Origin of the sequence: Bradyrhizobium archetypum, from assembly GCF_013114835.1 — a bacterium.
GTDB classification, from domain to species: domain Bacteria; phylum Pseudomonadota; class Alphaproteobacteria; order Rhizobiales; family Xanthobacteraceae; genus Bradyrhizobium; species Bradyrhizobium archetypum.
Map to the genome: position 1 here is coordinate 810,778 of NZ_JAAVLW010000003.1, position 21,854 is coordinate 832,631.

The following is a 21,854-nucleotide window of genomic DNA, read 5'->3' on the forward strand; positions in this document are numbered from 1 at the left end:
GGTGGTTGTCGGTCTAAAAATCTGTCTCTATTGAGATTCGAGCGGCCCTTCGCGGCCAGCCGATGTATCTTGCGGAACTGCTGGCGGCCTTGCCTGCCTTGCGTTCTCTGTGCGGGAGTGCCGATATGAGCGGCTTGGTGATCAGTGGCGGCCGGGTGGTGGATCCGGCGAGCGGGATGGACGCGATTGGCGATGTTGCGGTGCTGGATGGCAAGATCGCTGCGGTCGGCAGCGGGCTCGGCAGCGCCGAACGGGTGATCGACGCGACCGGGCTGATCGTCGCTCCCGGCTTCATCGATCTGCACGCGCACGGCCAGTCGATCCCGGCGGACCGCATGCAGGCGTTCGACGGGGTGACAACGACGCTCGACCTCGAAGCCGGCGTATTGCCGGTCGCATCCTGGTATCGGCGCCAGGCCGACAAGGGACGCGTGCTGAACTACGGCGCTGCCGTCAACTGGGCCTTCGCGCGCATCGGCGCGATGACCGGCTCCAACGCGGAAAGCTCGCTGGAGGCGTTCGGCAATGCCATGCGCGATCGCCGCTGGATCGATAACGTGGCCAGCGACGCCGAGGTCGCCGGCATCCTCGAGCGCCTTGCTAACGGACTGAACGAGGGCGGCATCGGCATCGGTATCCTCAACGCCTATGCCCCGGGCGCCGGCGTCCAGGAGCTGACCGCGGTGTGCCAACTGGCGGCGGCGCATGATGTGGCGACCTTCACCCATATCGCCTACATGTCCCGCATCGATCCGGAAAGCGCGGCCGAAGCTTATATCCGCCTGATCGGCTATGCCGGCGCCACCGGCGCGCACATGCATATCTGCCACTTCAACTCGTCCAGCAAGACGGACGTCGAGCGTTGCGCGGCGCTGGTGGCGAAAGCGCAGGCGCAGGGCCTGCCGATCACGGTGGAGGCCTATCCCTATGGCACCGGTTCGACGGTGCTGGCAGCCGCGTTCTTCAGCGATCCCGAATTCGAGGCGCGCAACGGCACCGGCTACGATTCGGTGCAGCGGGTGACCGACGGCCGGCGCTTCCGCGACCGCAACGAGCTGCTGGAGGCACAGGCGGAGGAGCCCTCCACGCTGGTGCTGTGGCACATCCTTGATACGGAGAACAATCCGCACCACCGCGATCTCCTCGACATGTCGGTGCTGTATCCCGGCGCCGCGATCGCGTCCGACGCGATGCCCTGGACGCTGTCGGACGGCAGCGTCTACACCGGCGACGCCTGGCCGCTGCCGGAGGATGCCACCTCGCATCCGCGCTCCGCGGGCTGCTTCACGCGTTTCATCCGCGAGTGGGTGCGCGAGCGCAAGGCGGTGTCGCTGCTGGAAGGCGTCCGCAAATGCGCCCTGATCCCGGCGGAGATCCTTTCCCGCAGCACGCCCGCGATGCGCGCCAAGGGGAGGCTGCAAGCGGGCGCGGATGCCGACATTGTCGTGTTCGATTTCGAGACGCTGACCGACCGGGCTACGTTCTCGGCGATGAACCGTCCATCGGAGGGCGTGCGGCATCTGGTGGTCAGCGGCCAGCCGCTGATATCAGACGGCGTGCTGGATGTGGCGGCGCGACCCGGCCGGCCGGTTCGCCGTCCGGTGGTCGAGACCTGATCGTGCCAGTCCCGATCCTGCTGGTCACCGGCTTCCTCGGGGCGGGCAAGACCACGGTCGTCAACCACCTGCTGGCACATGCGCAGGGGCGGCGGATCGCCGCCGTGGTCAACGATTTCGGCGCGATCAACATCGACGCCGAGCTGATCGCGGGCGCCAGCGACGGGGTGGTCAGCCTGAGCAACGGCTGCATCTGCTGCTCGCTCGAAGGCGACCTCTTGCGTACGCTCGCCGGCCTGCTGCGGCGTGATCCGCCACCCGAGTTCATCGTGATCGAAACCAGCGGGATTGCCGATCCCGCCGATATCGTGCGCAACCTGATGGATCCCATGATCTGGCGCGAGGCGCCGCTGGAAACGGTAGTGTGCGTGGTGGACGCGACGACAACCGCGACGACGTTGAAGGACGACGCGCTATTGCGGTCACAACTCCGGGCCGCCGATGTGGTCGCGCTCAGCAAGGTTGACCTGGTGGATGGAGCTGGCCGCGCGCAGCTACGCGAGGCCATCCGCGCGCTGCACTCGGTGGCGGTGGTCGTCGATGCCCTGCATGGCGAAGTCCCGGCTGCGCTGCTGTTCCCTGTTGACGTGGACCGCGTGCCGACGCCGCGCGAGGTCGGGGCGCGGCGACCGGCGGTAGACCGCTTCGAGACGCTCAGCTGGACATCGGAACGGCCGGTGTCGCTGCCGCGCTTGCAGCAAGCGATCGGCCGGCTGGCACCGAAGCTCGCCCGGGCGAAGGGGTTGTTCGAAACAGTCGAGCAGCCCGGGCGGTTGATGGTGTTTCAACTCACCGGCGGGCGCGCCACGCTGGCGCCGGGCGGAGCGCCGGCCGCCGGCGTGCCACGGGCGCGGATCGTATTCATTGCCGAGCTCGGGGTTCTCTCGAAGGCCGAGATCGACGGCGTCATGGAAGCGTGCACCGCGGTTGAATGAGCTGCGCCTGCAATCATGGCTGCTGCAACGACGCGACACTCGCCGCGATGTTTTCCGCCAGCGCCTGCACCAGCGGCACATAACGCTCGATCACATCCGCGCGGTCGAGTGCCGACGTGAAGTAGGTCATGCCGACGGTCGCGAGGACGCGATGGTTGACGAGAATCGGTACCGCGACGGTGTTCGACGAGCGCGGCTCCACCATCGGGTCGCGTTCGGCAAAACCCTGCTTGCGGATCGCGGCGAGCAGGGACAGCGCGCGCTTGCGCTCGGACGCGAGTTTGTCTTCGTTCTCCTGTGACCGCGCCAGCATGTCGAGCAGCATCGAGCGTTCGCTCACCGGACAGAACGCCAGATAGGCGCGCCCCAGCGCCCGGCCGAGCAGGCTCAGGTGCATGTTGAGGGTGCCGTGAAACGGCGAGACCGGGCTGTCGGGAATGGTGCTGAAGCGGACCATGACGGAGCTTCTGTCGAGAACGGCAATCGCGATCGGCCAGTGATATTGCCGCGTGAAGGCGAGTGCCCATGGGCGCGCCGCCTCCACCACCAGCGGATCGCCGTGAAAGCCGTTGCTCAGCGATTTCACCCGCGAGGCGACGGCGTAGCCGCCCTGGCGAGGATCGTTGGCGGCATAGCCCATCGCGCATAACGACTTCATCAGCCGCACCACCGTCGATTTCGGCAGGCCGGTCGCCCTGTGCAGGCGGTCGATCGAGGTGACGCGGTGGCGGTTGAGCTCCTCCAGCAGGAGCAGCGTGCGCGAGGCGGCTTCGACGGTGTCGGATTTGAGCGGCATCGTAAGATTCCACCTGGTGGAACGCGGCGGAATAGCTATGGCCGACCGGCGCCCTGCCTGCAATGGTCTTGGCCAAGCCACGCCGAGCCCGCTTTCTCAAGGCGGCCCGTACAGATGGCCGGGAGGAACAGCCGTGTCCGGAGACATCGTCAGGCCGCATTTTTCGTCGTTCCGCCGCCGCTTCGCCGCGCGGCAGGCCGTCGTCGGCACCTTCATCAAGACACCGACCACGCATGCGACCGAGATCTTCGGCGCGCTCGGCTATGATTTCGTCGTGATCGATGAAGAACACGCGCCGATCGATCGCGCGATGACCGACGTCATGCTGCTGGCCGCGCGCGCCGGCAACCTTGCCGGCATCGTGCGCGTGTCATCGGACGATCCGGCCAAGATCCTGTCCTGCCTCGACTGCGGCGCAGCCGGTGTGCTGGTGCCCCATGTCGCGACGGTGGAGAAGGCGCGCGCCGTCGCGGCCGCCGCGCGCTACCGCGGCGGTCGGCGGGGCTATTCCGGCTCGTCCCGCGCCGGCGCCTATGGCGGCACGCCGGTGTGGTCCCTCGTCGACGAGCAGGATGCCTCGGTCTGCGCGATTGCAATGATCGAGGACCCGGAAGCGCTAGACCATATCGACGCCATCGCCGCCGTCGACGGAATCCATGGCGTCTTCATCGGCCGCGGCGATCTCACCGTGGCGCTGGGCGCCAAATCGTCGGCGGATGCGTCCGTGAAAGGTGCCGTTGTGCGGATCATTGCGGCGGCGAAGAAGGCCGCCAAGCCGATTTGCGTAATGGTCGCGAGCGCGGCGGAAGCCAAGGATTTCGCCGACCTCGGCGCCAGCGCCTTCATCATCTCGTCGGACCAGGGCCAGATGCGCCGGGCTGCGGCGCAGACACTCGCCGACTTCAAGAACCTCGTTCAAACCACGGATGGCCTCCATGTATCACGCCAGTGATCCCCGCGCAGCGCTTGCCGCCGCGCCCGTCGGCGCAAAGCCCGCCGCCACTCACTTCGCGGGCGCCGAATATGCGAAGTTCTACGAAACGTCGCCGGCCGAAAATCAGAACGGTGCACGCACCTGGTATGCCCGCGGCCAGAACTTCATCATCGCCTATAGCGAGGCTGACAAGGGCGCGGTGTTGAGCCGGGCCAGCCAGCCCGACGAATATGTCGTGCTGCTTCCCGATCCCGGCGCTGGCGCCGAAATCGTGTGGGGCAACGAGCGCAAGGTCGTCAACGGCCATACCATCAGTTTCGTGCCAGCGGGCGCAAGCGCAGTCACGCTGCTCGGTGCCGCCAAGATGGTGCGCATGATGACGACGCGATCCGAAGATCTCGTAAGGCTGTGCTCTAACGCCGCCTCTTACGCGACGCCGCATCCCAATCTGCCGCCGTTCGAGCCGTGGCCGGAGGCGATCGGTGGTCCGAAGATTCGCACTTACAGTCTCGACGTCGCGGCCACGCCGGGCCGGTTCGGGCGCATCTTCCGCTGCTCGACCTTCATGGTGAATTTCCTAGAGCCGAAAAACGGCCCGCGCGATCCGAGCAAGATGTCGCCGCATCACCATGACGATTTCGAACAGTGCTCGCTGGCGCTGGCCGGCACCTTTATTCATCACCTGCGCTGGCCGTGGACGACTGACATGGCGCAGTGGCGCAATGATGATCACGAGAGCTGTGGATCACCTTCGATCGCCGTGATCCCGCCGCCGGCGATTCACACCTCGCAGGCCGTCGATCCCAAGCTCAATATCTTGGTCGACATCTTCTGTCCGCCGCGGCTGGATTTTTCAGCCAAGCCGGGGTGGGTGCTGAACGAAGACGATTATCCGATGCCCGGGCAAACCCCCGCCGGAAAATCCGCCGCCTGACACCTGTCAATTTGAAAGGGCCCCGACCATGGCCGACAAGCAAGCGTCCTATCCGATCACCGTGCCGCTGCCACCGCTGTCGCGCGCAGCGGAAGTCGCCGAGCTCCTGGTCGGCGCGATCGATCTGCACTGCCACAGCGGCCCGGCGGCGATGCCGCGCATTCTCGATCATCACGAGGAACTGCTCGATGCCGCGGCGGCGAAATTCCGCGCGGTTCTCTACAAGGATCATTTCTACGCCGGCATGGCGCATGCGATCCTGCTCGAGAAGTTGTTTCCTGAGACCAATGTCAGACTGTTCTCCGGCATCGTGCTGAACAATGCGTCGGGCGGCATCAACCCGCATGCCGTCGATCACACGATCAAGCTGGGCGGCAAGATCGTCTGGATGCCGACACTGTCGGCGGCGAACCATATCAAGGCGATGGCGGCTGGAAATTCGACCTTTCCAAAGACCTCGCAGAAGATGCTCGATCCGATCCCGCTGTCCGCGCTCGACGCCAACGGCAAGCTCACCGACGACACCAAGAAGGTGATCGATCTCATTGCCGAAGCGGACATCATTCTTGCCGGCGGTCATCTGCCTGCGAGCGAACTGCACATCCTGTTCGACGAGGCGGCGCGGCGCGGCGTCAAGAAGATGATGGTCAACCATCCGACCTACATCGTCGGCTGCAACGACATCGATATCCGTCAGCTCGTCGCCCGCGGCGTCAAGATGGAACATTCGATCTGCATGTTCATCGAAGGCAAGTCCCTGAAGTACAGCCCGGATGATCTCGCGCATCTGATCGAAGTCGCCGGCGTCGACAACACGATCCTGTCCTCCGATCTCGGGCTGCAGGGATCGCAGCGTCCGGTCGATGGTTTCCGCAGCATCACCCAGATCCTGCTCGATCTGCAGATGCCACGCGCCGCGATCAGAAAACTCATCAGCGACAATGCCGCGCGGTTCCTCAATCTTCCGGTGACGGAATCGGTCGCGCAGAACGCCGCTTAGCAACACAGGCGCAAAGACCGCGAAAAGCGGCGTGCGCTCAAGGGGAGGAAGTCACCATGGATCGGGGGGACCGCGAAGGTCGCGCGTCGAGCATCATCTGGCGGACCATGCCACCGATGGTGGCATTGCTGCTCGCTGCAGCAAGCAGTCCCGCCTTCGCTGAAGAGCGAAAACCTACGAAACCTCCGATCGTCCTGGAATCGACTGGCGCGTATGAAGTGGGTGGTAAGGTCATTGCCAAGCCGGGTGACCCGAGCCAGACGCTCTCCTGCGATCATGGTTACGTTGAATACTTCATTCCCGTGAAACGGCGCAGCGTTGGCCTGATCATGTGGCACAGTTCCAGCACGAAAGTCTGGGAGAACCGCTGGGACGGCGGCGAGGGCTACAAGAGCATTTTCCTGCGCAAGGGATATCCCGTTTACCTGTGGGACGGCCCGCGCGTCGGCCGCGCGAACTGGAGTTGCGAGCCGATCACTTACACGCCTGATTATTTCGACCAACGCAACTTTGCGGCCTGGCGTTTCGGACTCTCTTATCTCAATTGGCATCCGGGCCTGCAGTTTCCAACCGCCGATAAGGAAGCCTGGAATCAGGCGACACGCGCGCGTTACGACGAATTCGATACGCTCGAGAACGCATTGTTGCAGGCAGAGGCCGGCGGCCAGGCGATCGACCGGATCGGGCCCGTCGTGGCGCTCACCAATTCCGCTGGCGGCTGGCGCGCGCTGTTGTCGGCGCTGAAGGCAAAAAGCAACAACATGAAGGGTATCGTCGCCTACGAAAACCCGGGCTTCGTCTTTCCGGAAGGCGAGGGGCCAGATCCGAAGCCGGACGCGCCGTTCGGCCCCAATTCGGTGCCGCTCACCGAGTTCAAGAAGCTGACGAAGTTTCCGATCCAGATGGTGTTCGGCGACTACACGGATACGCGCCCCATTTGGGCGACGTCGATCAAGGTGGCGCGGACCTTCTGCGACATCGTCAATCGCCATGGCGGCGATTGCGAGGTCCTGCTGTTGCCCGATGCGGGTCTGCGCGGCAACACGCACATCGCCTTTGCCGACCTGAACAACGAAGCCGTTGCCGACGAACTATCCAAATGGTTGCACCGCAAGGGCCTCGATCGGTTCGCCGGAGAATAAGCGGTTGCGCCAACGCATGCCGCGCACATCACTCGGAGGAAACATGCGCCCGCTAGCTTTCGGCCTCTTGGGCCTGGCACTCGCCCTTGCGCCATGTCACCGCGCCGTTGCGCAGGAATGGCCGAACCGCCCGGTGACCATGATCGTGCCGTTCCCGGCCGGTGCTGCCGTCGACACGCTGGCGCGCGCCGTGGCCCACGCGCTGAGCGAACACTTTGGCAAGCAGTTCATCGTCGACAACCGCGCAGGCGCGGGCGGCAATCTCGGCGGGACGGCAGTCGCCAAGGCGAGCGCCGACGGCTACACATGGCTGTTCGGGACCCCGGCGCCGATCGCGCTCAACAAGCTGATGTACAAAGGGCTAGCTTACGACTCCGAACGGGATTTCACGCCGGTCATCCTCGTCGCCAAATCTCCAATGATGATCACGGCGACATCAGCCTTTCCGGCCAAGACACTCCCCGAGCTGATCGCCTATGCGAAGCAGAACCCCGGCAAGGTCAATGTCGGCCATCCCGGCAACGGCACGCTCGGACACATCACCTCGGCCTTGATCCAGCAGTTTGCCGGCGCGGAGATGACGCACGTGCCGTATCGCGGGTCGGCGCCCCTGATCACGGACCTGTTGTCGGGACAGGTCGACGTCACGATGGATTTCATGCCGACCTATCTGCCGCTGGTGGCCGCCGGCAAGGTCCGCGCGCTTGCGGTGACGACGAGCCGACGCGTGGCGCAACTGCCCGATGTGCCGACGGTGCAGGAAGCCGGATTCAATGGTTTCGAGGCGACCGCGTGGTACGCCATCGTGGCGCCGACGGGTACACCACCGGACATCATGACGAAGGTGAACAAGGCGGTGAACACCTTCCTGGAAAGCGACCAGGGCAAGACCATCCTCGAACAGAATTCGCTGCAAGCCGTCGGCGGCTCGCCGGAGGATCTCAAGGCGTTCATCGATGGCGAACGCGCGAAATGGCGTCCTGTGATCGAGGCGGCAAAGATCGCGATGCAGTAATGACGGTCATTGAAATTCCCTCCTTGTCGATTCCGAAGGTCGCGCTCGTCACCGGCGGTAACAGCGGTATCGGCAAGGCGATCGCGGCGCGTCTTGCTGCCATGGGTGCCGCCGTCGTGGTCGGCTATAATACCCGCCCTTCGTTGGCGGAAGAGGTGATCGAGGGGCTGCAGGGAAGCGGGCATCTCCCCATGCGTATCGTAATCGACGATCCGGCTTCCATCTCCGAAGCCGCGGCGGCCGTGGAAAGGCGGTACGGGCAGCTCGACGTGCTGATCAATTGTGGAGGTGCCACGACGCCGGTGCCCGCGGCCGATCTTGAAGGACTGACAGACGACATCTTCGACCGGACCGTCACGACCAATCTGCGCGGGCCGTTCGCCATGATCCGCGCCTTTCACCCGTTGCTCGAACGCGGCAGCAGCGCAGCCATCGTGAACATTTCGTCCATTGCGGCGCGAACGGGTATCGGCAGCAGCCTGGCCTATCTGGCTGCAAAGGCGGGCGTCGATGCTCTGACGATTGCATTAGCGAAAGTGCTGGCGCCGCGCATTCGCGTGTTCTCCGTCTCGCCAGCCGGCGTGGACACGGATTTTGTCCCCGGCCGGACCCGCAAACAGTTGCAGGAGACTGCCGGGAAGCTGCCGCTAGCCCACGTCACCACGCCGGACGATGTCGCGAGGGCGGTGGTTGCCTGCATCGTCAACCTGACCAGTTCGACCGGAATTGTGCTGCCGGTGGATGAGGGCAGGCACCTCTGACGAATAGCCACGCCGCTGTGCGGACATCATCAATGGGAACAATGGACAAACTGAAATTCTATATCGACGGCGCCTGGGTCGACCCGGTCGCGCCGTCCACCCTCGGAGTAATCAATCCTGCGACCGAAGAGATATTCGCGCAGATCAGTCTGGGTTCCGCTCTGGATGTGGATCGGGCCGTCACGGCAGCCCGCCGCGCTTTCTCGACCTATTCGCAAACGAGCATCGAAGAACGCCTGTCCTGGTTTGATAAGATCATCGCGGGCTTTAAAGCACGTTTGCCCGAACTGGCGCGAACGATGACCCTCGAAATGGGCGCGCCGATCACGTTCGCGACCCAGCGTCAGGCCACCGTCGCGCTGTTTCATTTCGAGGAAGCTGCCCGCGTGCTGGCGCAATACCGGTTCGAGGAGCGGATGGGCAACGGGATCGTCCGCCGCGAGCCGATCGGTGTTTGCGGGCTGATCACGCCGTGGAACTGGCCGCTGAACCAGGTTGCTTCCAAGGTCGCGCCGGCGCTCGCCACCGGCTGCACCGTCGTCTTAAAGCCCAGCGAGATCGCGCCGCTGAGCGCGATGCTGTTTGCAGAGATCGTCGATGCCGCTGGCGTCCCGCCGGGCGTCTTCAATCTCGTTAACGGCGATGGACCGACGGTGGGCGAGGCGATCGCCGCCCACCCCGGGATCGACATGGTGTCCTTCACCGGATCGACGGCAGCGGGCGTGCGAGTAGCCAAACTCGCGGCCGATACGGTCAAGCGCGTCGCGCAGGAACTCGGCGGCAAGTCCGCCAACATCATCCTAGCCGATGCTGATCTGAAGTCGGTGGTGATCGAGGGCGTCCACGGCTGTTACACCAATGCCGGCCAGAACTGCCAATCTCCAACGCGCATGCTGATTCCCCGCGCGCAGCGCGACGCGGCATTCCAGGCGGCGCGTGATGCGGTCGACAGCATTCGCCTTGGAGACCCGCTTGATCCGGCATCCACCATGGGACCGCTCGTGAGTCAGACGCAGTTCGACAAGGTTCAGGATTTCATTCAGTCGGGCGTCGATGAGGGGGCGACGCTAGTCGCTGGCGGAATGGGGCGGCCGGCCGATATCAACCGCGGATACTATGTTCGTCCGACGGTCTTCGGCGACGTGATGCCGCAGATGAGGATTGCACGCGAAGAGATCTTCGGCCCAGTGCTGTCGATCATCAGCTACGATACCGAGGACGAAGCAATCGAGATCGCCAATGACACGCCGTTTGGATTGGCGGGCTTTGTGCAGTCCAGGGATGCCGCCCGCGCCCGCAAGGTCGCCAACCGCCTCCGCGCCGGGCGCGTCTATCTCAACGGGGCTCCGTTCGACCGCAGCCTGCCGTTCGGCGGCTATAAGCAGTCCGGCAATGGGCGCGAGTTCGGGGTGTTCGGCTTTGAGGAATATCTCGAGGTGAAGGCGATCCTGGGCTGATGCCCTTGGTCGTGGTCTCGCGCGAAAGAGATACTCAGCAGCGGGACGGAAATGTCTCGGGGAATGTTGGCGTTCTTCAAGCAAAGGCTCGCGCCTGTGTGACGATCGTACCCAGCCTCCGGGTGGTGTAAGGTCTTCTCAGCGTTCTGCCCTGCAGCAACGACCGCACGCGGCTGGCTTCTCGCGATCCCCATGTTACTAGCCTGTTCGAAGGAGCCCCCAATGCGTCTGTCGGCTTGCACGATTCTGACGATCGGAACGATGCTGGCCGCAGTGCCCGGCCGCGCCCGGACCTATGATCCAAACTACTCCGTTTGCCTGCAAACTTATGCCATTGGTGGCGGCAGCATCGATTGCAGGTTCACCTCACTTGCGCAGTGCGCCGCATCGGCATCGGGCCGTGCGGCACAGTGCTACAATAACCCGTACTTCGCGCAACGTGACAGGAAACCGTCTCGGCACCGCGGCGTTTACTAGAACGGCTGCCTCGGCTCGCGCCGCAGGCGTCATACGCAATTTTACCGATGCCATCGCTTCCACGTATAATCCGGCGAAACCAGCTATTCCGTGAGGTCATGTGACTGCCCCCAATCCCGCCGCCGGCAAACCGGTCGATCCTTCCACCCTTGTGAACGTGCCGCGACTGGTGACGGCGTATTTCTCCGGCCAGCCCGATCCTGTCGATCCCAGTCAGCGCGTTGCCTTCGGCACCTCGGGTCATCGGGGAACGTCGCTGAAGAACTCGTTCAATGAAAAACATATCCTGGCGACAACACAGGCGATCTGCGACCACCGCCGCGAAACAGGGCTAAGCGGCCCACTGTTTGTCGGGATCGATACCCATGCGCTCGCCGAGCCGGCGCTGGCGAGCGCGGTGGAAGTGTTTGCCGCCAACGGCGTGGACGTCATGATCGACGAGCGCGGTGGCTATACGCCGACACCCGTGATCTCGCATGCGATCCTGAGCTATAACAAAGGCAGGACCAGTGGATTTGCCGACGGCGTCGTCATCACGCCGTCGCACAATCCGCCGGAAGATGGCGGATACAAATATAACCCGCCGCATGGCGGCCCAGCCGATACCGACGTTACGGCCAATGTCGAAAAGGCCGCCAACGCCTATATGGAAGCCGGCATGACCGGCGTTGCGCGGATGCCGTATGAGCGCGCCCGCAAGGCACCTTCGACACACTTGCATAACTACATCAGTCCCTACGTCGCCGATCTCGGCAATGCCGTGGACATGGCGCTCATCAAAGCCTCCGGCGTGAAAATCGGAATCGATCCGCTCGGCGGCGCGGCCGTTCACTATTGGGCACCGCTGATCGAGCAGTACGGGATCAATGCGACGGTCGTGAACGACGCCGTCGATCCGACCTTCCGGTTCATGACGGCGGATTGGGACGGCAAGATCCGGATGGATTGTTCCTCGCCATTCGCGATGGCAAGCCTGATTGCGATGCGCGACAGGTTCGACGTCGCCTTTGCCAACGACACCGATGCCGACCGGCATGGCATCGTGACGCGCAGTGGCGGCCTGATGAACCCGAACCATTTTCTTGCTGCCGCAATCGCCTATCTGTTCGAGCATCGGCCGCAATGGAGTCGGGAGGCCGCGATCGGCAAGACCATTGTTTCGAGTTCGATCATCGACCGGGTCGCAAGGAAGCTGAGTCGCAAGCTGGTCGAAACGCCGGTCGGCTTCAAATGGTTTGTCGAAGGCCTCGGCACCGGCGCATTTGGTTTTGCGGGGGAGGAGAGCGCCGGCGCTTCGTTCCTCAAGCGCGACGGCTCGGTGTGGACGACCGACAAGGACGGAATGGTGATGGGACTGCTCGCCGCCGAAATCTTGGGGCGCACCGGCCGCGACCCGCACCAGCTCTTTGCCACCCTGACCTCCGAGCTCGGCGTGCCCTTCTACGAGCGGATCGACATACCGGCGACGCCGAAGCAGAAGAGCGTGCTGAAGGCGCTCGGGCCGGAGCAACTCGCCGTGCGTCAGCTCGCAGGCGACCCGGTCAGCGCGATCCGGACCCGGGCGCCGGGCAACGATCAATCCTTTGGCGGCATCAAGGTCGAGACGGAGTCCGGATGGTTCGCCGCGCGGCCATCGGGCACTGAAGACGTCTACAAGATCTACGCCGAGAGTTTTCGGAACCAGAACCACCTCAAGGCAATTCAGCAGGACGCCCAGCGCGCCATCGCGAAGGCTTTCTGATTCCGGTGGGGTGGCAGCCGGGACGGGAAATCACGGCTATTTCCTGACAGTGGAAGAAAGATTGCGCCAGACTGCGCCTGGCTGCATCAGTTCGGTACAATTCCTGATCGGGCAGGAACCTGGATTGGCGGCGAGCGCCATGCGTTCGCGATCACGCTGAAATCACGAAGACCGAAGCAGTGTTAGACTCGGGAAAGTTAGCTGCCAGAAAGCCGTCCGGGTGCGGGGGCTGTGAGCTATCACAAGGTACCGGGGGATAAATAAGATGAGTGCGGAATCGGTCGTCTACTATCTGAATCGCGTGCCTGAGAGCGATCCGAATGACCAAACTGAATGGCTTTTGACTGCGCTAGGGCAGTATACCGGCGCGGAATTGCGTGAACTGCTCTACGTAGCGGAAGAGCCGGGCTTCTTTGAATTGATGCGCGGGCTGTTTGCGCTCTCCGACGAGAACCGCGCCGTCCTGCAGCACTTTCTCGAAACCGGTCACCCGGCGGACATGAAGGCGGCGATCGACCCGAAAGGCCGACTGACGATCGAGCAAGTCAGTGTCGAGCAGCAGGTAAAAGTGCTGCCTGTGATCGCAAATTAGCGCCAGAATCTCCTACAGGTTGTGCTAGGGCCTTCCAACTCTGAAGGGTTGGGTGCCTGCCATGGCGACGAGGAAGTCCGGCCCGCTGGATGTGATGGTGGGTGCGAGGATTCGCGTTTCGGGCAACCGCGGCATGATCCAAACCATGCTGGCGGAGCGAATCGGCGCAACGTTTCAACAGGTACAGAAATACGAACGGGGTACCAACTGGGTTGGCGCCAGCCAATTGTTGCTAATCGCGTCCGTGCTGGGTGTTTCAGTTGGCGAGTTTTTCGAATCCGCCGAGGCCGGGTCTTCCGGCTTGAGTTCACCGACGCGCCTGCTTGCCGAGCCGGGGGCCTTGCGCGCGCTCAAGGCCTGTGCGCGAACGACCAATCCGCGCGTGCGGCTTTGCATCGCGAACCTAATTGATAGCATCGCCGATCGGACTCCCGGGATGAAGGCCACCGTGACGCGGCTGAACACGGACGATCGTGGTAAGCGGCGAACGTTTCCTTCCCAGGGATAGTCTTTGCCCAGGAAGATGGGCGGCAAACTTGTGCCGCGTCAACTGCCGGGGCCATCCGATTGCACAGATCAGCAGCTTGCGCGCATCGCGAGCCGCTCTTGCGGCCTGCTGCCGGGAATGAACTCGCCGATCCAGTCACGGCGTGTCGCTTCGATGTGCCAGGACATTGCCTCGGCCGAATAAGGCGCCGGATCCGGAATGTCCTTGCGGATTTCCTTTCCATCGAGCCAGCCGCAGCTATGCGAGTAGCGTGCCTTGCACACGAGGTGGATATCACCGTGCTCCTGCAGCAGCACGTATCCATCAGCCGGAAAAAAAGTGCCGGCAAGCTCGATCGCGCCCGGCAACTGACGCACCAACAAGAACGTGCTGGTGGATTGCTTTTCCGATTCCGAGACCAACACGCCGACCAAGCTATGGATCGGCGCAATCGATTGTGGTGCAACCAGTGCGAGAGGCTCCGTGATCGGGCCGGCCGTCGCAATCGAAAGGTATTCGCCCTCAGGTCCCCAGCGGCACGCGATCAGCCACTCACGGCTTCGGCTACGAATCAAGGTCGGCTTGGCATAATCCGATCGGGCAATATCTGCCGCCATGGCTATGACTAAGGCTTTCGCGAGCATAAAGTTCCTCCAGGGCGAGGCCGGGGCTGGGTCATGTCCGGAGTCTGCGCGTCAAGTCGTGAGGTCACCGTGAGCGGTACCGCAAATGCGATGCAGGAATTGTTTGCGCGCGCCGCATCGTTGCTTCTTGGCAACGAAGTGGATGTTGCCGGTGATCACGATGCCAAACTTCTGCTGCAGGCGCTGGAATATGGCGGCGAATCCAGCAACCGACTTGATTCGGTGAGCGCAAATCGTGCCCATTTACTGATCGCCGCTTCCCGATTCGCGCGGGTGTTCGAACTGGCCGCGCCCGATGCGCCCGGTCTAATCAGCTTTGGTGCGCAATTCGATCCGGCACTTGCCGATTCCGTCCATGACGGAAGCCCGATGGTCGGCGTTTCCGGCGTCGGTCTGACATTGCAGGAAGCTTTTCAGGGCTGCATCGGCGAGGGGATCGAATATCTCTCTCAGTTGCAAACCGGGACCGACCTGTTGCTCAAGCCCGGCGTCGACGACTGGGCCGGAAAACTCGGTCCGAACGCACTGGAATTGGCCGCTGCCCTTTCGGAGCGTCGTATCCAACCGGAGCGAGCACTGTCCTGGTGTCGGGCAACAAAGCTCACCGACGGCGGCGAAGTGTGGCTTCCGGCGGATATCTGCCTGCGCCGTCCGCCGGCGCAACGCGACTTCGCTCCGCCGTTTCCCCTGAGCATCGGTTCGGCCGCCGGTCCGTCACCGGATGCTGCGGCGCTGCATGGCCTGCTGGAATTGATCGAGCGCGATGCGGCCGGCCTGTGGTGGCGCGGCGGGCAGCTAGCGCGATCGATTCCGCCGCAGCATGAAGCCGCCATCGTGGCGGAAGAGTTGTTGCAGAAGCTTCGGCACGGCGTAGCAACGCCGCGCCGGACATGGCTGCTTGACATCACGACGGACATCGGCGTGCCCTGCGTCGCCGCCGTCTCGTGCCGGGCGGACGGTTCCGGGTTTGCCTTCGGCCTCGCCGCGCGGCCGGCGCTGGAAGTCGCAGTTCGTTCCGCGATTCTGGAAATGTGCCAACTCGAATTGGCCGATGCCGTGGTCGCAACCAAACGCAGCGGGGGTAGCGATAACGCGCTCAATGCACAGGATCGCATTCATTTGCAGCGCGCGGCGATCAACGCCGATCGGTGCCGACTGCTTCATCCGCTCGCCGAATATGCCGCTCACCCGCCCCTGCGCGCAACTGAAGCGAGCGTCATGTTTAGATTGATCGTACAGCGTTTGGAAAATCTTGGAATCGAGACATTTTGTCTCGATCTCACACGCCAGCGTTTCGCCGTTCCGGTGGTCCGCGTGATCGCCCCGGGCTTGCAACTCGAGCCTTCGGAAATCGTCACGGCCAGGCTGCAGGATACGATCATGCGAACCGGAGGCGGTGCAACCTATACCAGAGGTGTCCCTTTGATATAGACTGGCAGGAATTAACCAACCGGTTCCGGAACCGTTGCATGCCGGCCAGCACAAACGCCATGACCGTAGACGCCGCCGCGGCATCTGAGAGCGCGCCGCGGCTGTCGGTATCGCTGGTCGGGCGCCTTGGCGTGCGGTTCAACGGTCGGCCGATCGAGCTCAGAACCCGCAAGGCTGGTGCGGTCCTGAGTTACCTTGCGCTATCGGAGGCAAAGCAGGAAAGCCGCGAGCGGCTGGTCGGCCTGCTCTGGAGCCGTTCCGACGAGGAAAGGGCGCGTGCCTCGCTGCGGCAGGTGGTTCGCGAACTGCGATCAATGCTTGAGGAAGCCGGATATGACGGTTTCATTGCGGAACGACTCCTGATCGGCCTCAACGTCGGGCGAATCGAAGTCGATATCGAAAGCGTGATTCAACTCGCCGAAGGCGGACGCGTTCACCCGCTGCTGCTCGATACGCCGCAGCTCGACGGCCGGCTCCTCGAAGGGATGGATGATCTCGACCCGTCGTTCCGGGTCTGGGTGCTGGCCAAGCGTCAGACCATCCATGAACGGCTGATGCGAAGCCTCGACGAAGGCTTGACCTCCGCCAGCGTGCCCGTCGAATCCAAGAAGAAGATCGCGGCCGCGATCGTCAATCTCGATCCGACTCATGAATTTGCCTGCCGCTACCTGATGCGGGCGCATGCGGAAGAAGGCGACACTGCCGGTGCGCTACGCATCTACAAGGCTCTGTGGGATCTCTTGGATCGCGACTATGCCATGGAGCCGTCGTCGGCCACCGAAGAACTTGTCGCCAATATCAAGCTCGGCATTCTGGAGCGCGCGCCCGCCGATCGGGCCGCGTCGGCAGCCAATGACGAGTTTGCTGTCAGGATGATCCGGAGCACCGTGCTTCAGCCGGTGGTCCCTATCGCAACGCCGGTCAATCCACCTGCCAAAACGCGCCTGGTGCTGCGGCCCTTTGCGATGCACGGCGTCGATGAGGATCACAGCCATCTGGTGCAGGGCTTCTCCCAGCATCTCGCCGCCTGTCTCGTGCGTTTCCGCGAATGGAGTGTCGTCGACCGTCCTCCCGCAGCCGTCGTGCTTCCCGCGCCGGACTCGGCGCCGCAATACTGCATCGAAACCACCGCCTACCAGGCGGGCGCCGAAATCAACATCGTGATGGTGCTGCGGGACGATACTACCGGAATCTACGTTTGGAGCGAAAGCTTCCGGCTCGGCCTTGGCAACTGGTTCGAAACGCAGCAGCGCATCATCCGCCGGATCGCGACCGCGCTTAACGTTCAATTGTCGACGGAGCGGCTGATGCGACTGGCAGGCGAACCTGACGTGTCGCTCGAGCTGCACGACCGCTGGCTGCGCGGACAGAATCTCATGTCAAAATTCGATCCGGAAAGCTGGCGGCGCGCGGTGGCGATCTTCCACGATGCGATCCGCGACAATCCGGGATTCTCACCCTGCTACAGCAGCCTCGTGCAGATGAACAACATCGAGCATTTTGTTCATCCGGGCCTGTTCCGGGACCTCGAGAAGGCGCGGGCGACGCTCGATCTTGCGAAGACCGCCGTTCAGCTTGATCCGGTCGATTCCAGGGCGCATCTGTGCTGCGGCTGGTCCTATGTGATGGCGATGAAGGAATCTGAAGCCGCGCCACATATGGCGCTCGCATGCGAACTCAATGACAACGATCCGTGGACGTTGTTGTCCAGCGCGCATTATGACGCGTTCTGCGGGTCGATCGAGCAGGCGCGACTCCGAGCCGAGCAATCGCTCGCGCTGTCGCCGGCACCGTCCTACCTCGAATGGAGCTATCACTGCATCATCCGTTTCATGAGCGGCGACTATAGTGGTGCGCTCGACGCCTTCGACCGCGCGCACCGTGTGGTGCCGATCCTGCCGGCATGGCGCGCGGCGGCGTTGTTCCACCTCGGCGAAGAGGATACGGCGCGGGAAGAGGCGCAACGCTTCGTGAACGGCCTACGCTCGTTCTGGGTCGGGCAATCGGCGCCGACCGACGAGGCCGTGACGCGTTGGGTTTTGCAAGCGCATCCGATTAGCGTCCGCGAGCGATGGGACGCCCTCCGCCACGGTTTGCGTGGCGCAGGGCTTCCAGTAGCCGGTATCGTTCAGTTCTCGGCGTAAGCCGGATCAGGCACAAAGGCTGAGCGTGTAGTCGCCGATGCGTTCGGCATGCACCTTGAACTTTTCTTCCTCCGGAATCACCGGGTCGATGCCGTTGAACAACCGCTTGTAGAATGGCGGAAGCGGATAGGTCGATCCGGGTTCGCTGAGCAACGCCTCGGAATCCTCGATCATCACCTTCGGCGGCAACTTGACAGTGATCGTGTCCTGCTCCTGGGACACGAACTTGATGTGCTTGAAGCGATCCGGCACCGTAGCGAATACCTGGGCCTTGGCGAGCTGCTCCTTGAACTCGTCCACTGTGGTCGGTATCGGGTAGCTGTTGTCGTCCTCGAGGTAGTTGGTGCCGGTTGCCCAAGTCTTCACCAGTTTGCCCCAGCGCTCGTGGTTGGTTACTTGGAGCCTTTCAATCCGCATAGTCGTTCTCCTCTGGGTTGCGTGAGACGGATTGATTTCCGCTCACAGAAATGCGGGCACGGCGTGCTGCAGCTCGGCAATTTCGGAGGTGAGTTCCACCAACTGCGCCATGCTTGAGATGTCAGGAATTTCCTGAAGTAGGTTTGCCGGATAAAATTCGCGGGAGATGCCTGCCATACGCTCCGAAAGCGAACTGCCGTCGGCCAGGCGCGGGTCGCTGGCGAGCGCACCGAAAATCACTTCCGATATGATGATCGAACCAAGCGGCCCAAGGTGCAGGCCTTCGGCGTGCGGTTGCTGCATGGCTTCGAACAGGATGAAGAAGGGAAGCGGAGGATCGTTCGAAAGCGTCTCGATGTCGGCGGCCGAGAGCGCACCATAGGCCGGCGCGGCAGCCAGCCATTCGCGAAGCTGGCTGACGCGATAGGCGCGGTCGGCCAACAGGCGCGACATCGCGACGAAGTGCGGTCGGCGTTGGCCGATCTCCGCAATCAACGCGTCCACCGACCACATTCCGGCGAGCCCCGCTCCGAGCAGGTCGCGGTAGAGCAGGCCGACGCGCTCGGTCTCGTCGAACGCCGGAAAAATCTGATCGTTCCCCAGCCCGTCGCTGAGATAGGGGCCGATGCGGCGGCTGAGATTCGGCCTCGAACCGTTGATCTCGAAAAAGCGCGACCACTGCACCATCCAGGTCTCATCGAGCGGCATGTTGACTGGGTCGTTCGCGGAAGATTTCTCAAGCGTGTTGTTGAGATCATGCAGCGACAGATCGTTGATGCGGTACTCGTGTCGCACCATGGCGTGACCGAAGCGGAATGCGCCATGTGAGAATTCGAAGGGAATTTCCCAGCCGCCGATCGCACAGCCTTCGGCTGGATCGGGGCAGTCGATAAAGCTCGGATTCGGGCTGCAATAAGCCTGATAGATGGCCGGGTGGATCACTCGCCGCATCAAGTCCTTGCGGAGGATGTTGTGATAGATCGCCGTCAGTGCGCCGCGGGCGCACAGAAAGCGCTTGTAGGCGGCGCCGAACCGGCCGTTCGGTCTCGTGTTGTCTTCCTGGCGGCGAATGATGTCGACCAGCCCATTGTGCAGCAGGGCGAACAGCGCGGTAAGCTGCGACATCACGGCGTGATCGTCATTGCGTGGATCGGCGACCAACGGCTCGGTAAGGGCAACGCGAACGCCTGCAATGCTGCGGTCGATCCCTGTCACATTTTCCGCACGGGTTCGCGCGATGTCGCGGAACGGGCAGCCGGTCGCCGGCTCGTTCTCTTTCCAGCGCATTCGCCCGAGCCGCAGCTTGGTGCGGCGGTCGTCATTCGGCGCATCGAGTGCATAGATGTGCGGGGATCCGACAGGGCCACTGCCGTAAAGCGTCTCCAGCCGAAGCGGTGTGTGGCGTGCGTTGGTTGTTCCTCGACCGAGCCCTCCAGCAACCGAAAGCGGAATTGCCGAGTGAACCAGATCATGCGCAATGAATTGCAGCAGGTAGGTGTAACCCGAGGGGATGAAGGGATTTTCCCAGTGTTCCGCCGATCGCCCCTGGTGTGGTGGCCATTTGATGGCAGCATCCATTCGCCGCGACAGGCGATGCATCAATCCGCGAAGCTTTGCATGGTGTGACGGCGAACTGAGCGGATCGATGCCGAAGGCGCGAAAGCGCTGCGAAGGAGCCGGCGTGCCGAGGAAGTGGCGAAAGCCGGGAGCTGTCGCGGCCGTACCAGCATCGCGCGCGCATAGCCCGGAAGTTCGGATAGAGGATGCGTCAGCGACGTTCTGCACAGCCATCAGACCTGTTCTCGCGCTTGGTCGATAAGACTGCTGAGAAAGTCGTGAAATTATCGTGAGTTAAATCGTTAGAACCTGTGAACATCTGTGGACATCTTTTGGTCAGCGAAAGCGCGTTGGATTGCGCGTGCGACGCGGCATCTGCCGGCGGTTTCGCCGCAAGCGATGCAGTTATGTGTTCCAGACATCTCGTCGTGCCGCTTGGCACAGCAGCACGCTTTGAAGCCTACTAAGACCGCATCCTTGGCGCGATCCCTCGGCACAATGCTCGCGGCGATGATTGTTGTTTGCGGCGCTGCGCGAGCGGCGCGATCAGGTCGACCGCGGCTTTTTCTTCATCGACTATCCGGCCGACAACGGCATCAAGCGGTTGCTGACGAGCAACTCGAGCCCGCCGATGCGCGGCGGATATTTCCCTGCCGGCGATTGCCTGGCTCAAGGGACGCAAAGGACGAACGCTGCGCGCACTACTTGCGCAGCGTTGCCTTGTACCGGCATTCCGGTTAGCCATGGCAAATACGACTTTCCCGCTCGAGGAATTTTCTGTCCATGGCTGATTTCCACGGCGTCTTTCCCTATCTGGTGTCACCGGTCAATACTGCCGGCGAAATTCGCGCCGAGGTGCTCGCCCGGTTGTGCGACGACCTCATCAAGGCCGGCGTGCATGGGCTGACGCCGCTCGGCTCGACCGGCGAGTTTGCCTATCTCAACCAGGCGCAGCGTGCGGCTGTGGTGCAGACCACGATAGAGGCTGCGAATGGCCGCGTGCCGGTGGTCGCCGGCGTTGCTTCAACGTCGACAGCAGACGCGGTCGCGCAGGCAAGAGCATATCAAGCGCGCGGCGCCGACGGCATTCTCGCGATCATGGAAGCCTATTTTCCGGTGGCCGACGCACAGGTCGAATCCTATTTCCGCGCCATCGCCGACGCCGTCGATATTCCCGTCGTGATCTACACCAATCCGCAATTCCAGCGGTCCGACCTGACGCTCGATGTGATCGCGCGCCTCGCCACCCATCCGCGCATCGGCTACATCAAGGATGCTTCGACCAATACGGGCCGGCTGTTGTCGATCATGAACCGTTGCGGCGACAGCATCAGAGTCTTCTCGGCATCCGCCCACATCCCGGCGGCGGTGATGCTGATCGGCGGGTGGGGCTGGATGGCTGGCCCAGCCTGCATCATCCCGCGGCAGAGCGTCGAGCTCTATAATCTCTGCCAGGCCAAGCGCTGGGATGAGGCCATGTTGCTGCAGCGCAGATTGTGGCGTATCAACGAAGCGTTTGCGCGTTTCAATCTTTCGGCCTGCATCAAGGCCGGGCTCGAGCTTCAGGGCTATCCAGTCGGCGACCCAGTTCCGCCGCAGGCGCCGCTGACCGCTGAGCAGCGCAAGCTCGTGGAGACGGCGCTGCGCGATCTTGCTTAGAAGGCGCTTGCGAGATGCCGTAGCGAGATGCCCTAGGGTGCAAAGGCGCGTTTGCGCCGTGCCCACCATATCTCAACAGCCGTTGCTTTGAATGGTGGGCGCGCTTCGGTTGCCC

At 62.9% G+C, this 21,854-nt stretch carries 20 protein-coding genes; 16 read left to right on the forward strand and 4 right to left on the reverse strand.

The window, feature by feature from the left end:
- Positions 1-62 precede the first annotated feature (62 nt).
- Both HCN50_RS12475 and HCN50_RS12480 read left to right on the forward strand, forming a co-directional pair.
- Positions 63-1,616 carry an amidohydrolase family protein gene (locus tag HCN50_RS12475; protein WP_171709917.1) on the forward strand — a complete coding sequence of 518 codons (1,554 nt, stop codon included), beginning with the start codon at positions 63-65 and terminating at the stop codon, positions 1,614-1,616.
- A gap of 2 nt (positions 1,617-1,618) precedes the next feature.
- Positions 1,619-2,551, forward strand: coding sequence for a CobW family GTP-binding protein (locus HCN50_RS12480; protein WP_171709918.1), 933 nt, complete (start codon positions 1,619-1,621; stop codon positions 2,549-2,551).
- Positions 2,552-2,564: 13 nt separating this feature from the next.
- On the opposite strand, the gene HCN50_RS12485 is transcribed toward HCN50_RS12480, so the two are convergent.
- On the reverse strand, positions 2,565-3,347 hold the full coding sequence (locus HCN50_RS12485) for a DNA-binding transcriptional regulator (RefSeq protein WP_171709919.1): 783 nt from the start codon (positions 3,345-3,347) through the stop codon (positions 2,565-2,567).
- Between the two features lie 133 nt (positions 3,348-3,480).
- On the opposite strand from HCN50_RS12485, the gene HCN50_RS12490 reads away from it, so the two are divergent.
- The 11 genes from HCN50_RS12490 to HCN50_RS12540 all read left to right on the forward strand — a co-directional run bounded on the left by HCN50_RS12490 (position 3,481) and on the right by HCN50_RS12540 (position 13,908).
- The gene (locus tag HCN50_RS12490; protein WP_311968034.1) at positions 3,481-4,299 is read left to right on the forward strand and encodes an HpcH/HpaI aldolase family protein; all 819 of its coding nucleotides are present in this window, start codon (positions 3,481-3,483) and stop codon (positions 4,297-4,299) included.
- On the forward strand, positions 4,283-5,215 hold the full coding sequence (locus HCN50_RS12495) for a cupin domain-containing protein (protein WP_171709921.1): 933 nt from the start codon (positions 4,283-4,285) through the stop codon (positions 5,213-5,215). Before HCN50_RS12490 ends, HCN50_RS12495 begins: the two co-directional genes overlap by 17 nt.
- 28 nt (positions 5,216-5,243) lie before the next feature.
- Positions 5,244-6,215, forward strand: a complete 972-nt coding sequence (locus tag HCN50_RS12500) for a DUF6282 family protein (RefSeq protein ID WP_171709922.1) — start codon at positions 5,244-5,246, stop codon at positions 6,213-6,215.
- A 56-nt stretch (positions 6,216-6,271) separates the two neighbouring features.
- A complete protein-coding gene (locus HCN50_RS12505; RefSeq protein WP_171709923.1) occupies positions 6,272-7,357 on the forward strand; it encodes an alpha/beta hydrolase in 1,086 nt (361 codons plus the stop codon).
- Between the two features lie 43 nt (positions 7,358-7,400).
- The gene (locus HCN50_RS12510; protein ID WP_171709924.1) at positions 7,401-8,372 is read left to right on the forward strand and encodes a Bug family tripartite tricarboxylate transporter substrate binding protein; all 972 of its coding nucleotides are present in this window, start codon (positions 7,401-7,403) and stop codon (positions 8,370-8,372) included.
- Positions 8,372-9,133, forward strand: a complete 762-nt coding sequence (locus HCN50_RS12515) for an SDR family NAD(P)-dependent oxidoreductase (RefSeq protein ID WP_171709925.1) — start codon at positions 8,372-8,374, stop codon at positions 9,131-9,133. Before HCN50_RS12510 ends, HCN50_RS12515 begins: the two co-directional genes overlap by 1 nt.
- A gap of 41 nt (positions 9,134-9,174) precedes the next feature.
- Complete coding sequence (locus tag HCN50_RS12520) at positions 9,175-10,590, forward strand: aldehyde dehydrogenase family protein (protein ID WP_210264909.1); 1,416 nt, start codon at positions 9,175-9,177, stop codon at positions 10,588-10,590.
- Positions 10,591-10,812: 222 nt separating this feature from the next.
- Positions 10,813-11,067, forward strand: coding sequence for a DUF3551 domain-containing protein (locus HCN50_RS12525; RefSeq protein ID WP_171709927.1), 255 nt, complete (start codon positions 10,813-10,815; stop codon positions 11,065-11,067).
- A gap of 100 nt (positions 11,068-11,167) precedes the next feature.
- Positions 11,168-12,808 (forward strand): phosphoglucomutase (alpha-D-glucose-1,6-bisphosphate-dependent), encoded by a 1,641-nt coding sequence (gene pgm, locus HCN50_RS12530; RefSeq protein ID WP_171709928.1) that lies wholly within the window; start codon positions 11,168-11,170, stop codon positions 12,806-12,808.
- 265 nt (positions 12,809-13,073) lie between these two features.
- Positions 13,074-13,400, forward strand: coding sequence for a hypothetical protein (locus tag HCN50_RS12535; protein ID WP_171709929.1), 327 nt, complete (start codon positions 13,074-13,076; stop codon positions 13,398-13,400).
- Positions 13,401-13,461: 61 nt separating this feature from the next.
- Positions 13,462-13,908 (forward strand): helix-turn-helix domain-containing protein, encoded by a 447-nt coding sequence (locus HCN50_RS12540; RefSeq protein ID WP_171709930.1) that lies wholly within the window; start codon positions 13,462-13,464, stop codon positions 13,906-13,908.
- 68 nt (positions 13,909-13,976) lie between these two features.
- On the opposite strand, the gene HCN50_RS12545 is transcribed toward HCN50_RS12540, so the two are convergent.
- A complete protein-coding gene (locus tag HCN50_RS12545; RefSeq protein ID WP_171709931.1) occupies positions 13,977-14,531 on the reverse strand; it encodes a hypothetical protein in 555 nt (184 codons plus the stop codon).
- A gap of 69 nt (positions 14,532-14,600) precedes the next feature.
- On the opposite strand from HCN50_RS12545, the gene HCN50_RS12550 reads away from it, so the two are divergent.
- On the forward strand, positions 14,601-15,962 hold the full coding sequence (locus HCN50_RS12550; RefSeq protein WP_171709932.1) for a YcaO-like family protein: 1,362 nt from the start codon (positions 14,601-14,603) through the stop codon (positions 15,960-15,962).
- A 38-nt stretch (positions 15,963-16,000) separates the two neighbouring features.
- A complete protein-coding gene (locus HCN50_RS12555) occupies positions 16,001-18,106 on the forward strand; it encodes a BTAD domain-containing putative transcriptional regulator (RefSeq protein ID WP_171709933.1) in 2,106 nt (701 codons plus the stop codon).
- Positions 18,107-18,112: 6 nt separating this feature from the next.
- Here the strand turns inward: HCN50_RS12555 and HCN50_RS12560 are convergent, their stop codons facing one another.
- A complete protein-coding gene (locus HCN50_RS12560) occupies positions 18,113-18,523 on the reverse strand; it encodes a hypothetical protein (RefSeq protein ID WP_171709934.1) in 411 nt (136 codons plus the stop codon).
- 42 nt (positions 18,524-18,565) lie between these two features.
- Positions 18,566-20,314, reverse strand: a complete 1,749-nt coding sequence (locus HCN50_RS12565) for a peroxidase family protein (protein ID WP_171709935.1) — start codon at positions 20,312-20,314, stop codon at positions 18,566-18,568.
- 549 nt (positions 20,315-20,863) lie between these two features.
- Between HCN50_RS12565 and HCN50_RS12570 the strand changes: the two genes are divergently transcribed.
- Complete coding sequence (locus tag HCN50_RS12570; RefSeq protein WP_171709936.1) at positions 20,864-21,739, forward strand: dihydrodipicolinate synthase family protein; 876 nt, start codon at positions 20,864-20,866, stop codon at positions 21,737-21,739.
- Positions 21,740-21,854: the final 115 nt, after the last annotated feature.